General features: G+C 40.6%; 14 protein-coding genes. 1 reads left to right on the forward strand and 13 read right to left on the reverse strand.

Annotated features, from left to right (window positions below):
• Positions 1-33: 33 nt before the first annotated feature.
• The 13 genes from Q0K92_RS06745 to Q0K92_RS06805 form a co-directional block, all read right to left on the reverse strand.
• Positions 34-1,554, reverse strand: coding sequence for a hypothetical protein (locus tag Q0K92_RS06745; RefSeq protein ID WP_297325040.1), 1,521 nt, complete (start codon positions 1,552-1,554; stop codon positions 34-36).
• On the reverse strand, positions 1,551-2,768 hold the full coding sequence (locus Q0K92_RS06750; RefSeq protein ID WP_297325041.1) for a glycosyltransferase: 1,218 nt from the start codon (positions 2,766-2,768) through the stop codon (positions 1,551-1,553). Before Q0K92_RS06750 ends, Q0K92_RS06745 begins: the two co-directional genes overlap by 4 nt.
• Positions 2,769-2,873: 105 nt before the next feature.
• Entirely contained in the window at positions 2,874-3,860 is a 987-nt protein-coding gene (locus tag Q0K92_RS06755) for a sulfotransferase (protein WP_297325042.1), read from the reverse strand.
• A gap of 56 nt (positions 3,861-3,916) precedes the next feature.
• Positions 3,917-4,840 (reverse strand): sulfotransferase, encoded by a 924-nt coding sequence (locus tag Q0K92_RS06760; protein ID WP_297325043.1) that lies wholly within the window; start codon positions 4,838-4,840, stop codon positions 3,917-3,919.
• A 95-nt stretch (positions 4,841-4,935) separates the two neighbouring features.
• Complete coding sequence (locus Q0K92_RS06765) at positions 4,936-5,808, reverse strand: sulfotransferase (protein ID WP_297325044.1); 873 nt, start codon at positions 5,806-5,808, stop codon at positions 4,936-4,938.
• A gap of 99 nt (positions 5,809-5,907) precedes the next feature.
• On the reverse strand, positions 5,908-6,483 hold the full coding sequence (locus Q0K92_RS06770) for a class I SAM-dependent methyltransferase (protein ID WP_297325045.1): 576 nt from the start codon (positions 6,481-6,483) through the stop codon (positions 5,908-5,910).
• Between the two features lie 195 nt (positions 6,484-6,678).
• A complete protein-coding gene (locus tag Q0K92_RS06775) occupies positions 6,679-8,208 on the reverse strand; it encodes a hypothetical protein (RefSeq protein ID WP_297325046.1) in 1,530 nt (509 codons plus the stop codon).
• 663 nt (positions 8,209-8,871) lie between these two features.
• Complete coding sequence (epsI, locus tag Q0K92_RS06780; protein WP_297325047.1) at positions 8,872-9,558, reverse strand: exosortase-associated protein EpsI, B-type; 687 nt, start codon at positions 9,556-9,558, stop codon at positions 8,872-8,874.
• 148 nt (positions 9,559-9,706) lie between these two features.
• The gene (gene xrtB / locus Q0K92_RS06785) at positions 9,707-10,600 is read right to left on the reverse strand and encodes an exosortase B (RefSeq protein ID WP_297325048.1); all 894 of its coding nucleotides are present in this window, start codon (positions 10,598-10,600) and stop codon (positions 9,707-9,709) included.
• Between the two features lie 14 nt (positions 10,601-10,614).
• Positions 10,615-11,520, reverse strand: a complete 906-nt coding sequence (epsG, locus tag Q0K92_RS06790) for a chain length determinant protein tyrosine kinase EpsG (RefSeq protein WP_297325049.1) — start codon at positions 11,518-11,520, stop codon at positions 10,615-10,617.
• Positions 11,521-11,530: 10 nt separating this feature from the next.
• Positions 11,531-12,916 (reverse strand): chain length determinant protein EpsF, encoded by a 1,386-nt coding sequence (gene epsF, locus Q0K92_RS06795; RefSeq protein WP_297325050.1) that lies wholly within the window; start codon positions 12,914-12,916, stop codon positions 11,531-11,533.
• Between the two features lie 440 nt (positions 12,917-13,356).
• A complete protein-coding gene (epsE, locus tag Q0K92_RS06800; protein WP_297325051.1) occupies positions 13,357-14,196 on the reverse strand; it encodes a polysaccharide export protein EpsE in 840 nt (279 codons plus the stop codon).
• A 71-nt stretch (positions 14,197-14,267) separates the two neighbouring features.
• Positions 14,268-15,233, reverse strand: a complete 966-nt coding sequence (locus Q0K92_RS06805) for an EpsD family peptidyl-prolyl cis-trans isomerase (protein WP_297325052.1) — start codon at positions 15,231-15,233, stop codon at positions 14,268-14,270.
• A 435-nt stretch (positions 15,234-15,668) separates the two neighbouring features.
• Here Q0K92_RS06805 and Q0K92_RS06810 point away from each other — a divergent pair, with 435 nt between their 5' ends.
• Positions 15,669-16,073, forward strand: a complete 405-nt coding sequence (locus tag Q0K92_RS06810; RefSeq protein WP_297325053.1) for a hypothetical protein — start codon at positions 15,669-15,671, stop codon at positions 16,071-16,073.
• Positions 16,074-16,247: the final 174 nt, after the last annotated feature.

The raw sequence follows: 16,247 nt of genomic DNA on the forward strand, positions 1-16,247 counted from the left end.
GATCTTTAATCATGTTCCATAACAGTACTACCATTATCCCTTCGATACGAAAGGAGCAAAAAAATAGGCGCGACGACGCAATCCTCGATTCAATAGTACTTTATCAAATTGGTTTAATGGCTTCACCAGCATCAATCCCGGCACGTAGCCCAGCAACATTACAGTAAGCCCCCACCATGCCCCCAATTCATGTTCAATCATACAACCGATAATTGCCAACAATACAGTTATACCAAAGCCACGCAAAATACCCAACCAATCTAGCTTCATACGCCCAGCTTGGCGGTTTAACCAAAATAAAGTCAGGCTATTCAACAACCACACACTGAGCACAATTCCACTAGCCACCCCAATCAATCCCCAATTCGAGCCAACAACAACCGCTAACGGTGACATCACAGACAATAAGCTAAAATACTTTAACTGACGAGTGTATGGGAATATCTGCATGATCATGATAACTAGTTGTCCCTGGCTGGTAGCACCCAAACCCAGCAGCATAATCAGCATAAGCATACCCGCATCAACAAAGCGCCCACTACTAGCCACCATGATGAGCGAATCACCTGCGACAACTATCGCTGCCATACAAACAGTAATGACAAGCAAATTACTCTTCCACAACAGCGCCATGCCTTGCTTAACCACGTCAATCTCTCCAGCCACATAGCGAGAAATTAGCATAGGCCGAATAATATTAGCCAGCAGCTTAGCAGGCAAATAGCGTCCGATCATCAATAACAACTGCTGTAGAAAGGCAAACATACCAGCTGCTTCAAGCCCTAGCGTATGCGACACAAGGATACGGAGCGCGCCAAAGCTTGCGATGGCCCGTAGCAAATTAACCCCAGCCATATGCCACGCAAAGCTAAGTATCTCATATATACTTATCTTTAAATTACCCTTATCGGGCAAGGCGCGCAATTTTTTCATTAAGAAAAACTCAGCTAATAAAAAGCAGCCTAGCGATACAACCAAATCTACCCAAAGTAAATATTCCAAAGTCAGATGCTCAGCAATTACCAACACGGCTATTCCAATTAAACGCCCTAAAGGCATAAGGGCATGAATTAATTGCGACCATCGCTGCTCCAGAAGACACTCGAGCATTTCCGCGGCATAGCGAAAACCAATAACGGTAATGATGAGTCCTACTGCTAGAAAGGTAGCATCCTTCTGCGGCACACTAAAGCCCATCCATGCAGCGATATCGGACCAGAAGGTAGCGATTAATGCCGCCCACGCTACCATAATAGCCAGTCGAATTAGAGTCATCCAGCGAACAAACCATATTAGATCACCCGGTGCTCCTCGTGCTGCTAGCTCTGGCAGATAGCGCCGAACCGCGTCCAACATACCTAATGAGCTCAGCGGCACCATCATTTCTACCATTCCCCACAGAACCATATAAGTTCCATAGTCTATCGGCATTAATAAACGTACCAACCATAGTGTGAGTATCAGGGAAGCAATCGCTTGCGCAGTTCGTCCCAGTAGAAAATGCTGAATAGCTTGGCGAAAACGTTTGCCAGAATAGAGATCAGAATTATTCAAATCGTCTGCCCAAGTAATTCTTGGTATTTTGACTCCACCAAATCAGCTATCACGTCATAGGTACGATTCTCCCGTACCCACTTCGGTCCTTTTGCCGCCATGGCTCGCGCACTCTCAGGATCATCTAATAAACAACAAACTTCTTCAGCAAAAGCTTGCTCACTCCATGGAATACATCTTCCAACGCCACTTGCTTCCATTACTTGACGCTGCTCAGGGTGCTCGTTAGCCACAATGCATTTGGCCATAGCCATATATTCAATAAGTTTGGTGGGGGAAGTAGAAAGTAAAACAGGTATCGGGTAGAAAGGTGAGAAACAAATATCTGCTCGTTTCACCAACTCCCAAGCCTGCTCCATAGGTAAAAAACCTGTTATGGTTACGGCATCCGACAACCCTAATCGAGATATTTCCTTTTCGACCGCTTGGCGATCACTCGATAGCTGACCATCTCCCACATATAATAGCCGGGCATCAGGATAGTTCGATCGCACTTGCTGAAGCACACGCACCAGCATTTCTGATTGACGCAACTTCATGATAATCCCAAGATGAAGTAATACAGGTGCATTTGTGTTCGGTGCAACAGCATCTTCAGGTTTGCCTACTTGGTCAGCTCGAATGCCCATAGGAACTGGAGTCATCTTAGCAAAAGAAATACCTTGTTGCGCTACATCCTCCTTCATACGCACGCTTTGTACGAAGACATGATCAGCTAGTGGCAAAATAATCTTATAAAGCAGAATCCTGATAGTCTGCCCCTTGAACCAAACTAAACGGTAATGAGGCACGATCCGGTTACGCGCCTGATGTAGCTTGGATTCTGCAAATGGATAGGACATCCAGTAAATAAAACGAGCATTAGTCAGACGGGCTGCTAGCCAAGCAATCAAACTAGCAAAAAACTTATCACGTACCTGGATCACATCATACTGACCTTTAATGGCAAGCGGGAGGATCATGAAATCCCCCCACATGCCTAACAGATTATCATTTATTATTCGACCCAGTAACCCCTTATATCTACTTCGCGGTGTAAGATACACAGTATTATTCAACCAATTTGTTGGCGAAGAAATACTGAGCGCTTCCGGTCCTCGCTGCATCAGCCAATCGATCTGATGACCTCGCATTGGCATCTGCTTAGCGAATAATTCCACTACATCTGCACGAAATGGCGGGAAACGATCTTCTACAATATAGAGCATCTTCATGGTAATTTCTCTGCCTCCTGTGAGCAGGCACTCGGCATATTCGACTTAACAAAATTAATTTCTGTTAAAAATATCAGTATAGTTCTCTAAAGATGAGACATAGCGTTAACGATAACCTAAACGATGATTCATGTTGCCACCAATGCGTTCAAAGAAATCTAGCTCTTCTCCATTGAGCTCAGTTAGCCAACGCTCATCTAGCCGTATTCCTTTTCCAGGAGAAAATTTTGTATAATTGCCATTGACAAGATGCCGTGTGGATTGGGCGAGATCAAGCATGTTCGGTTCGAAAGAAATTCCAGCAAAATCACACAATAGCTGACCAGCTTTTCTCGGATCAGATGCAATATCTTCATATCGTATTTTGAGTAGACTACCCGGAGTGATATGGCTTTCTAGCAAGGGCAGCGCACGACGGTAATAGCTTAGCCATCCATGCACACTTTCAAATTGACTGCGCCCACTAGAACGGCGTGAAAGATAAACTCCTCTTCCATCACGAATCAGCAGTATTACTTTGACAAGGTCTGGCCAACGCTGATGCAACTCAATCGCTTCGCGAAAAACTTTAGATGAATCTACAATGATAGATTTGTTCCAGCAACTAGAAATCTCTCGATATAAATTCATCTTATTATGAAGCGCCTTAAGCAATGTAGGCGGTATAGGAAAGTCCTTACGTAAGCCATGCGGCAAGTGATCCCGAATTTCCATCCACGCCTTACGTAAGTTAATTGCCAAACGATATGCAGGCTTTTGCTGCTGATAGTCAATCTCATTAAAGGCAATAATATCCCATAACTTGAGTTTATATGGATCCTTTATTAGATCAATACCTTGAAATGCTAAAACAGCATCAAAAATCTTTCGCCACTGTACGCAAACACGCAACTTATCACCACAACTACATGTGGCATTCAAACTAATGGCTTTGCCCAAAAGATCGACTTCTCCCAACGAAGCGATTTTGGAGTGCCCCCCCAAAAACATATCAGTCAGAGTAGAACCACTGCGCGCTGCGGAACAAATATATAGAACGCGAAAATCATCCTGAGCATTCCTTTTTGCCTGATCATAATTAGGATATATCATTTTAGGTATTCCCATCTTTAATTATTCAATAAATCGACTCTCTCACAATGAGTACATCATGATCTATTATTTGTTTCAAAACCCCAGCGACACAAAGTATCTCTCTGCACATCATGCACTATCTTCAATTCCACTTCGGTCCAACTACGAGTCCATGCTTCCTGTTTTGGCGCGAGATGCAAGGATTCTATGACATTCCAAAACGCGACATCTTTTTGTGTAGCTACCCCCATAAAATCCAAGATACGTTGTAATTGCTCACACGGGTTGCGCAGAAGTTCATCATATCGCACTTCCAATAGGTGATTACTCTGAATCAGCGCAGTTCCTTGCTCCAGTGTTTGCATTTCCTCAACCCAATTTCGTGCTGCAAGTTCCAATGGATTAGAACCCGCTACAACCATTTGTTGGGGTGTTTTGCCAGCCCAATACAAGATGTGGTCATTCCACCAAGCTACTCGCAGCGAAGAATAAGCCACTCCACGACCATCCCTAATTAGATGAATATATTTTGCATCAGGAAAAATTTGTTTAAGAAGTGGTATACGACGATTGTTGGCAGTACGTTTGGTCAACAATACCTCGTTACGAGAAGTCTGGCGAATACATTCAAATTTATCCTGCAAGCATCCAGCCATTTGAGGCTGCAAGCGATAATCACCTGTAGGTATTAGAGGAATACCGCAACTGGTATATACCGATTCAGCCTCTGAGGGAGTTGGTACAATAGAATGCAGCCATTTACGTCGTTCATTAAAGTAAGCATTACCTTGCTCTTTAAACCAAGTTTGGCGTTTATACTCTGGAAACTGATTGAGTATATATTGCAAATAGGCCAGAAATGGCCAATTAGGATATCGCTTTTGGTAATTACTTAAATACGCTACACCCCGATGGGTAGATAGTATCTTGTAAAGTAGCGTAGTACCAGAACGACCTGCACCAAGAAGGAATACTACGCGCGCCCCTCTTTTGCTCATAATTCCCTCCGATAAATTCGCTCTAAACTCTTCTCAGTAATATCCCTCAACAACACAACCATATAGCGCATTAACATAGCAAACACAGCTAATCCTCACTTTGCTTTATTATGTAATGCCTTCCAGCTTGGCCAAGGCAAATCCTCTCTCCCAAGCTGAAGCGACAATTCACGCATATCATCAGCTAGCATGTTTTGCAAATGTATCTTAGTATCGTCACGCATTGGTGGAATAACCTGACGTAAGTCTATCTGGTTATATTTGCGACGCAAACGACGAACTAAATCACTTTTCTTGGTTGTTTCAACTATTTCACTAGCCCCTATAGATCGCCCGAGCTTCCCTAACCGCTTTAGAAAGTAATCTATTCTGGTATTTTTTATGACTAGACTTTCATTTATTTTTTTTTCCAGAAACCAGGATTGATAGTCTTCCGATATGCCTAGGAAGCGATACAAATTCAATGCTTGACCGAGAGGATCATCACGAATATCCTCCTGAAAAATCACCAAAATCTGATTGCGCGGAAATACAGCAAGCCAACGAACGAGCTGCTGTGCGTAACTTGATTGCACTAAATACATGGGATTGTTCATTAACCCGTTTTCAAATTCAAGATTCTGACCAGTTACATGACCAAGCCTGACTTCATGCAGATGATTTGAATAAGCACGTTCTATCGGGTCGCGTAGGGAAAGTACGATTCGCATATTTGGATTATAAAGAAACACTCGCTCAGGCGTATCGGTATCCGAAAAATATGAAGGAGATACTTCACCTATCATCTTTACAGGGTCAATTTCCCCCACATGCCTTTCATACCACTCATACCCGAAGTTATAGTAGTATGAGAAAAAATCAATCTCTTTTCCTGGGAGGACCGCCACCTCTGGATGATCAGAAAGGACACGGTGCACCCAAGTAGATGCGCATTTCTGCGCACCAATGCCTATGAAATTAATTTTCATTTCTATAATAACGACATATGAATTATTTAACCCATCATCTTGGGGATGAAGCTGGAAAACTATTCCAAAAGAGAACAAATCCGCTATTCATCATAGCTATTATTTCTCTCCATAAAAATATGTTGCTATTGAAAAATAAGTTTTATCCCATAAATCAATCCCACACGAAATCTCCTTGAAATCTTCCATCCATATCCTTAATCCGTCTGGGCTAGCACGCCAATAATCTTTTGGAGCTTCGTGATAGGGATAAAGCCATGGTAATTGAACCCATATTTTTCCACCAGGCTTTAGAACTCTCTTGAGTTCACTTATGGCTTTCAAAGGATAAGGAACATGCTCCAATATTGATATACAGACCACGGCATCAAAACTTTCGTTCTCAAAGGGCAAATCATGAATATCGTAATGATAATCAATGAAATCACGCATATCAAACTTGTCAACACTTACCCAATTAGGTCCATATTTTTTACCTACATTATCTTTTACCCCAATTTGCAGGCATGATTTACTTTCACAGCTTTCGATAAATTCTTCAAATATCCTTTTATATTGAACACTCCCACCTGTTCTACCTAACTTGATTGCAGCTCGCTTGTATTGGATGAGGTAATACACAAATGGTGAAAGGATTCTCAATCTCGAATATATATTTTTCAACATGTTTTTCATTCTCTTCTCCTATCATTAACCGCATAAAAAATCATTCATTTCCACGAAAAAACAAGTTGATCAAAACGATATTCCCTGGAATTGCTTCAATCACTTCGGCCATGCCTATCCTCCAATAGCAAATTTTCGTAAGAACTAGTCACATCCCTTATTCGTACGATAAAACTTTTGTAATGTTCGCAAAATCTTTGCTTTTCATGATCCATTCATCTTCTCATAGCTCTTTATGAAACGTGACCAGTATGCTGCCTGACCAAGCATGAACATCATAAGGAATTGAATCGGATTGGAATAGAAATGAAAATTTTTGTATGGTAACGTTATAGCAAGTAATAGCAAACCAATTGCACCTACTCTGAGGAAAATACGATGAATCTCTGGAACAGCTTCATTCCTAGCACCCCGGCTAGAAACTTGCACACCAGATATTAATACAAGAAGAAAAACTAAATGCCCTAAGATGCCTATCTCCCAAAGTAGAATAACAGAGGAAAATGTGTTCAATTGATAGGGAAAACGATTTACTAACTCGCCAGTACCGATTCTACTGGCAAATGTTGCTCCCATACCATAACCAAATAAGCTGTGCTGTATATCGCCACTCATGACGTTAATATCCCACCAGTTCACTAAGTGATTAATACGCCCCAATTGACGCCCATTTGAAGATTCCGTTTCCGGACTTAATGCTCTCATTACACGATCATAAGTTGAAGTAGCTTGATTCTTGTTGAATGTATGTGTTGAAATCTCTCCGTAGTGAAGCTTTTCATAAACCATAAAAATGCCACCGACCAACAAGAGTGCACCAATCATAACAACAACCGATTCTATGGGGCGCCGTAATAACTCTTTACGATAATACAGACCAATAACAATCGGCAACAGCATAACTGCTGCCTTAACTTCCGCCAAAGCTATCGTGCCAAGACTCGTTACTACGACCAGCACCATCCACATACCACGCAATTTCCCTTCACGCCATAGCGCTATGGCAGTCAGCATCGCGATCAGCAACATTATAGCCATAGCGGCACTATCACCGCCACCTTCAATAGTGCCTTGAAACGTACCAATCACAGCATCCCAAGGAGAAAGTCGCACACTCTTTTTAGCCACAAAGAAATATTGATAAATTGCCATTGGAAGTTGCATAACCGCCACAACCATAAGAGCCTTCCATAATTGCACCAGCATTTCCTGACGAACTAAACCCAACATAAAGACAAGCATTAATGGCCACATAAATAGGTAATGACGAGATGCATTCACAAATTCCGAGAATTTAGGTTGATCAATTATGGTAGAGAAAGTTATTAACAGAAGAAAGGTAGCAGGCCAGAAAAAATCCTTTGAAATTGGAGCTGCCAGTATATTGGCTTTGCTACGTAGCAGGTGGAGTAACACAGGTAACAATAGCGCCGCACTCACCAAGACAGTAAACCATTGAAGCTGCGAAAATCGTATAAAGTAGGCACTCGGCCCAGTGATCAAGAATGCCGCCAAAAATATAATCCATACTGTCCAGCCAGCAGGAGCAGCAAGGACAAAAAAAAGACCATACAGAGCTAGCAAAGCGATCAAAAGAATTACGTTACCGAACGCTGCAAATATACCACTTAATACTGATAGAAATAAAACACCAGTAACTAGAAGGGCAATAGGCAGTGCTCTTGAGTTCAGACTACTACTAGACATTAGTAAAATTGGTACTTTTACGCTCATAATTAACTATTGATATTACGAAGTAGTACTGTTACTCTGAACAATTAAGGGTAGAAATATTCTCAGTAGAAATTGCGGCACTTCAAATCTAACGATAAGGAAATACGATAAGATCGTGTGCACACGCACAAATGGTACATCCCAGGTGACTTGGGCTACTTATTTTACTTAGCTATCAATTTCAACACCATATTTGAATTTCAAAAAATTTAGATTGAATCTGTAATACAGAAATAATGAAGCCTCATCTGAGCTATAATGATATCAATACAAGTTCTTGCTTCCCCTTCTATCACTCATCAATTGCGCGAAGGGGTTTATATATATGTAGTGGTATTTTTATGTTCCATTCCCAATCAACAAATAGAATCAAGAGCTGTACCAGATTTCTCCTAACATAGTTCATTAACAAAATAGGATGAATTGTACAAAAAGTTCGTCTATAGTTAGATAAAATAGTGACAGCTTTGGCACATTACAACGATATGCTTTCTTCATCTCCCTAAAACATCTACTCATTTTCTATCTTCTGCCTTACAACACGAACGAAAGCCTTATATCAGCAATATCAGATCCCTAATTTAATTAAGTAACATAAAATACTCAAGATGTCTTTCAAGTTATATTTGTTGTTACTCATTCATATATGTTGAATTTACTATTTTATGTTTCAAAAGCCCCTATTAATCTAATACGTTCCCTAGTACCAATTATTGATAGCAAATTCTGTATAAAAGTAGTTTGAAGACGATAGGCACTATCTTCATCACGTGATATGGAAGATATACGCACCAACATCCCATCAGGCACACTTCCGGTCAGACCATAACGTAGTTGCTGCAACTTCTGATCAAAACCAGGTAACACTGCTTTATTACCAATCGTAACCCAGTAGATAATCGGTTCATTTCTATTACCTTTAACTGCTAGCAAACGTTTAATCGGTAATTTTCCATATTGTGTAAGTAGCTCATCTGATAGAGTCTTCACTATCTCGAAGCCTTGTACGTAATAGCATACTTCGGGCTTATGTACTGCTAAATTGTCGCTCTGATCTCCCCCGTATGCTACAGAAAGCATGATATGTTCACCCAGAGAATTAACGTAGGTTCTTGCCAATGTTTGGTTGTATATCTTGTCAAGATTAGCTTGTGTTTCAGCATCAACTTGAAGTGGTAGAATTGATTTATCAATTTTCCAATCCTCAAACGTCTCAGGAATCATGACCTCAAGATTGATCTCTTCCTGCTGATCGGCAATCTTTATAGTTGGAGTCAGGGCCATAGTTAAAGCACCGGATGACACCATTAATACTCCCATAGTAATACTTATAACTAACGATTTTCTCATTGCTTTCCCCCTCTGTCATAAAAACAACACAATTCGATCTTTATGAACAAGCTAAATCACATCAGACTGCAACTATCAAATATATTTACACACAACAGATGCTTAATATAATATCATCAGATAGTTAGCAATAATTACAAAAAGACCATTAACCATTATTTAGTCGCGAAACACCCATCGGCTGTGTCTTAACAAAATATTGCAATAACGTATCCACACTAAGAATTAATATCAGCGCACTGATAAATAGAACCATTCCAGCAAATCCATGTAAAAACCCCTGCCCCGCAGCATCACCGTAATGGTAGGTAATTAGAGTAAGCACAATGACACGGATTACGTTAGCGGTAAAAGAAATAGGTACCACAAGAATAGCCAATGTCACATTACGAAAAACTGAAGTATGATGAACAAGACTCAGATAGAACAATCCGAGCGCTTCTAATGTCAGTAATGTCTGCAATCCAGCACAAGCATCTGCTACAAGAAGCTGATATGGTCCAATTTGCAGAATAACTCCGTTTCGTGCTATCGGGTAATTAGCCCAAAATAAAACATGTTCCGCCGTATATGAAACTGCCATCTTCATTGGCATAGTAAGTAAGCTTACCAATTGACTGGGCAACGGTATCATAAACAATAAGAAAAAAATTGGAAACCACATAACCTTCAAAGCACTATTACCTCGTTTCATAAGTAGTATTGCTACTAGTACTATAATAAAGGATCCCATTTCAAATACTAATATCTGTTGAGAACGACCAATAATATAGAGGAACAGAGCTATGAAAAATAATATCCATCCCGAGATTGAGGTTGACTTACCCTCACCTTTACTTATCATTTCTGGCCATCGACGATAGATAAGCCAAAGCGCAAGAAACAAAATGATCGGCCCATGCGCTTGCTCTTCTGTAGTCCACAATCCACAGAATAAGCTATAGAAGGTAGGGACATATAAAGCAAATAATCCCAACAATACGGGCCCCCATTCTAATGCAATTAATTTTGAGCTGTGCAATTTGGGCAATAGAGAAAACATAATCGAATTGTTTACTAGAAATCAATCAAAACAGAGCCTACTACTTCGCTACCACTATATTTAAGCTGTTCACTCATAGTATTGATATCACTTAAACGGGTATTATTCTTATGCGCTACTATCAATACACCGCTTGTACGCGCAGCAATGGCTAGTGCGTCAACCCCACTCGAAAAAGCCAAGGTGTCATAAAGAATCACATCAAACTGATCCGCAAGCTGATCATTCAACTCGTCAAATGAGTTACGATTCAGAAGCTCCAAAGGATTAGGCGGGGTCGTGCCTGCTGGCAGAACAGATAGATCAACGAAAGATTCTATCTTGGAAATTACTTCAAAAATATTCGCGCGATCAGCAAGAACATCAGATAAACCTTGCTTACTTCTTAGATTGAAAATCTCATGCTGCTGCGGACAGCGTAAATTAGCATCAATTAATAATGTCCTCTCCCCAAGCTGCGAAAACACCACCGCGAGATTAGCAGCAAAAAGACTCACTCCATCACCAGAGTTATAGCTAACAATTGCCAGTGCTTTACGCCCCGAAGTAAACCAACGTAACATTAATTGACTGCGCACCGCACGAAAAACCTCAACTTGGGCACCGAAGGGTTGATAAGCAACTACAAGTTCCGGTGGATGATTTCCTTGCCCTGGCAATAAATAAGGATAATCAAACTGTTGCGCCAATACCAATTGAATATCAGCTTCAGTAATCAAACCCAATTTAAGCGCAGCATCGCCAAAACGTAAACCACTCTCTTTCTGTAAACGTAATACACGTTCAGCTTCGACTGGTGTAATCTTTCCCATATCTAACAGAATGTGGCCAATACTAAATTTATGAAGTGAAGATGCATTCGGGCTAACTGAGTTTGAAGCGATAAACCTCTTTGTTTCCGAAGGACCTGAAGTACTCATTTTCTTTTTCCTATTTTAGGCTTAAATTGATTCTTCGCATCAAACGTGGCCAAGTCAACTGCACGCGCTTCTGTTCTGATACTCCCCATTTTATTACGCCAAGAACAGGCGTTTGGAGTACATCTACTAAATCTTCTGGTGAGCGCACGCGTTGATCAACCATTTCTGCAAGTAAACCAACTCCTAGCCCAAGCAAAGTACCTAGGAATATTGACAGAACCATATTAAGTAATAACTTAGGACTATCTGGTTTATCTGGAATTTTTGCCGCATCAAGGATGGAAACATTCGATAAATTAGACTGCCCCTCAAGAGTAGTCTGATTTAAGCGCTGCATAGCGCTGTTATATGCTTGTTGAGCACCCTCCACTTCTCTAGTAAGAAGCTGAAGCTCATCTCTCGCACGATTAAGAGAAAGTACTTTAGTTCTTTGTTCTTCAAGTGCAGCACGAATCTCAGCCTCTTGACTGATAGCGTTATCGGTAGTAGTTTTGATATGCTTATTAAGCTCAGATCGCAATTTCTCCACTTCCGCTTTGGCTCCTATATAGCTAGGATGGTTGCGTCCCAATTTCTGTGAAATTTCTGAAAATCTAGACTCTGCCTGGGATAAATCTATCTTAAGGTTATTAATCATTACATTCCTAACAACACTCTGAGTTTCACCACCGCGATAATTATTCCCCTTCTCCGATGCTGCTCCTATCAACTCCGCTTGAGCAACCACTAATTGACTAGAAAGATCGTTTAGTCGTCTTGTCTCAACATCAAGACGAAAATCTGCATCAATGATCCCATTATCATGCTGATACACTGTCAGTTTTTTCTGTGCTGTTTCCAATCTGTCACGTAACAAGTTAAGTTGACTGGTAAAATATGTCGCTGCTTTTTGTGACGGTTCTACTGTAAGACGGATGTTTATCTCTTGATAAGCATTCGCAAAAGCATTGGCAATGATTGAAGCAAACACGGGATCAACACTCATAAAATTTATTCGAATCACGCTGCTATCACGTGCAGTCTCAACATCCAAGTTTTTAAGAAGAAAAGTAGCCAACCAATCACGTAACTCCATATTAGTACTGCTATCCTCATACTGTTTTTTCACAACTTCACTCTGATCAAGTTTAAGCTGATCCACCACCATTAACGCAGTTTTAGAACTTTTAATGACATCTAATTGAGTAGCCATATAACCCGTAATCTGCTGTGCAGACAGAATAACTCCAGTCACAGGATCAGGGCCTTTATGAGTTAGCACTAGAGTGGCCGCCGATTTGTAACTTTTTGGCAATAACAAACTAACTATCAGAGTAGTCAATACTGTCACAATAAGTGCAAGCAAAATAATCTTGCGACGAGCCAATATAATAAGAAGAAACCGGGAGTAATTCATAGCTAAAATCTCATTTCTGACTTAACCAAACACCATCGGCAAAGCCTTAATCTTGTATTGATGAGCATCTCAATGTGCACAAAAACCATCATCCACTCCTCGCAACCTATCCTATAACTAGCTTTATTGATCATACTGCTCACCTTCTCTCTCCCCCTAGTTACGAATGTATACCTAAACAATAACTTTCATCTAATCCAGTCACCAACACATCACAACATAATCCATAATCCTAACCTCTTCTACTAATTGTGACTTTCAATAGATGATAATTTGTGAGAAACCTCTCAGATACAGTTCCCATAGACCTAACACTCTCTTATTTACAGTATCACCTGATATATAATAGGCACTTAAGTCGCATCTCAAATGGTACAAGCTCTGATATTCCTTTATCATCTACGACAAAAAGCAGAAATACAAAGCTTGAGGAAAAAATATCAAAATAAACTTTCCTTGATATATATTACGTCATCCGGCTGAACCCAATCACTAGAATTGACAGTCAATACCTGCAAATTACCTTCAGCATCACGACGTTGAATTCTTAGACCACGCTCAGTACCCCGTTGAGTTAGTCCTCCTCCTACTGACAATGCTTGCATAACTGTCATATTACGCTCAAGCCTGTAAGCGCCAGCGCGTTGCACCTCGCCATATATATAAAACCGTGGAGCTCGTTCAACATAGATCAAATCATCACTTCGCACAATTAAATTCCGAGTTAAATCACTGGAGCGAATCATCTCCAAAACATCAATCACTTCTTTAGTAGATTTGTCTCCATCTGAGCGAATCAAAGTAACTACTTCCCCCCCATCAGGCATTATCCCTCCCGCCATAGCAAGAATATCTGTTAAACTTCGTTTTCCCTCGATTGGATAACGTCCTTGATTACGAACATAACCGAGCACAGATACCATCTGACTCTGTAATGAAGCAGCAAAAATATTAACTTGAGGCTTGCGTAAGATGTCACGACTTTCCAGTAGATTTACTATCTTTCGTTCAGCAGCAGACGGAGTTAATCCACCAACAAATATCTCACCTAACAATGGGAAGGTAACATTTCCTGTTTCGCTTACTTTCGTATCGGTAGTAAGATCCGGGTGTCCATAAACAAATATTTTTAGCGTATCTCCTGGTCCTATTACACTTTCCTTCAGCTTTCCAGCAACTGCACTACCAACATAAACCGTCCACGAGAGCACAAAAATCAGTATTAGCAATAATAGCTTCGTTTTATTCATAATAAATGCCTTAAATGTCCATTTATCCATAATTTTTTGACATACCACATCTAATTCGCTAAAAAATAAACTCCTAAGATACAGCAAGAAAGTTATGTTTCTTATTTCAGCCCCATGATACCACGCTCAATTGCTCCTTCTGAAGTAGGTTCAGGTAGATTTAAATTACCTACAGTATCAGGATGGTTTATATCATCCATTAACTGAGTAGCTGGTCTTTCGGTGTTCCGCGCTGGTGCTTTAGCATTAAGATATTCTATTTTTGCTGATGAACGTAAACGGGCAATTTCTGCATCAATTGCCTGCTTATATTTATGATTGGTTAAGTATTTCTCAATCTGCAATGCAGCATCAGTAGCTGTGACTGGACTATCTTTGATCTCATTGACAGAAACTAGCGAACTATTCTCTTGCTCATTAATGATAAAAACATGGTTCTTACCTTTCTCTCGCATCATTGTTACCATTTCAAGTGGCAGATCTGCAGTACTGCGTGATGCCAAGCTACGGAAATACTGCACATTCTTTTTATCAAGCCAAGCTGCAACTTCACCAGTGGACTTAGCAGCATCTATCACTGCCCTTAATTCGCTACTAAGATCTTTGGTGGCAATGCGCAATATCGTCAAATCAAATTGTTTGCGTTGTGCGAAATACTCTGGATGCTTCTGGTAATACTCATTAACCTCGGCCTCAGATGGTTTAGTAATTTTACTCACTATACCCTGCAAATATGCCTGCGCAATAATCTGCGCATTAGCTCTCTCACGTGCCTGCATGACATCTGGAGTTCGGTCAAGCTTGTTACGTATGGCTTCATCTACAATCAATTGACGAGCGATTAACGACTCCAGCAATTGCTTGCTAGAAGCCTCGTACTGATCGGCACGTACACCAGCACGCCTTATTTCATCATTAAGTTGAAGTGTAGTAACTTCTTGACCATTAATACTAACTAATGCTTGTCCGGGCTTCTTTTCCTTAGGTTGATTATCACAAGCAGAAAAAACCAAAATAGAAAACAATACCAATCCTATCAATTTCATCCGCATATATGTTACTACCATAGAATTTCACCTTTATGATTTAAATTATAATAAAGCAGCACTTAACGAACGCACCTTCGACTTCACCGCATTAACCACAATATTACGATCAGTAAATACAAGCATCTCCAATTCAGTTACGACAACCTGATAAGAAACTTTAATACAAATCATAGCGTATTCATATTCTCTATATGAATGCACATCCATTATAAATCCTATCTATCCCCATAAAAAACCGAATAAGCAAACAATATACGCTTTAATTCTCCAAAAAACGGTTAGAGAAATGATTTTTTCCAGAAATCGTTAAAATTGTGATAGAAACAACTCCGACTGGCTAGAAAAGAAGTGGCCTCCCACAACTATACCCTTACTGACACTGGTAGAAAATTGACCAGGTAATTCACGTATCTTGCTTAAATTTTAAGTAGGAGAATTTAAGAGGTGATTACCATGGTTATGTATGCGAAGATACGACGGATGTATTACCGTGAGCACCTGTCGATCAATGAAATTCAACGACGAACGAGTTTGTCACGGAGCACGATAAAAAAATGGCTGCAAGCGCCGAGTGACAGCACGGTGAAATATCAAAGGGCAAAGAAGTCGGACAAGCTAACGCCGTTTGAGTTCAGGTTGATGTTTGGCGCTGAAATCGGATGCCCGTCGTCCCAAGAAAGATCGCCGCACGGCATTGTGTTGTTCAAAGAAATATTGAACGAAGATTATGCAGGCGATTATACGATTATTTGCGACTTTATCCGCAACTGGCGCAATCAAGAAAACCAGAGCACGGCGTATGTGCCGCCGAGGTTTACGTTGAGTGAAGCATTTCAGTTTGACTGGAGTGAAGAGTGACTGGCAATTGGCGGCATACCGAAACGCGGCATTTACGACAACATGACTGCGACTATCCACCTGAGATACGGCGAACATGAGCCTACGCAAAGTCAGTTGTAGTAGTTCAGACTTGATCTGACAGTAGAGTCTTGCCCAAGGTGGGATTACCCGGTTTGATAGAGGTGTGAATCT

Source organism: Nitrosomonas sp. (assembly GCF_024282095.1).
GTDB lineage: Bacteria > Pseudomonadota > Gammaproteobacteria > Burkholderiales > Nitrosomonadaceae > Nitrosomonas.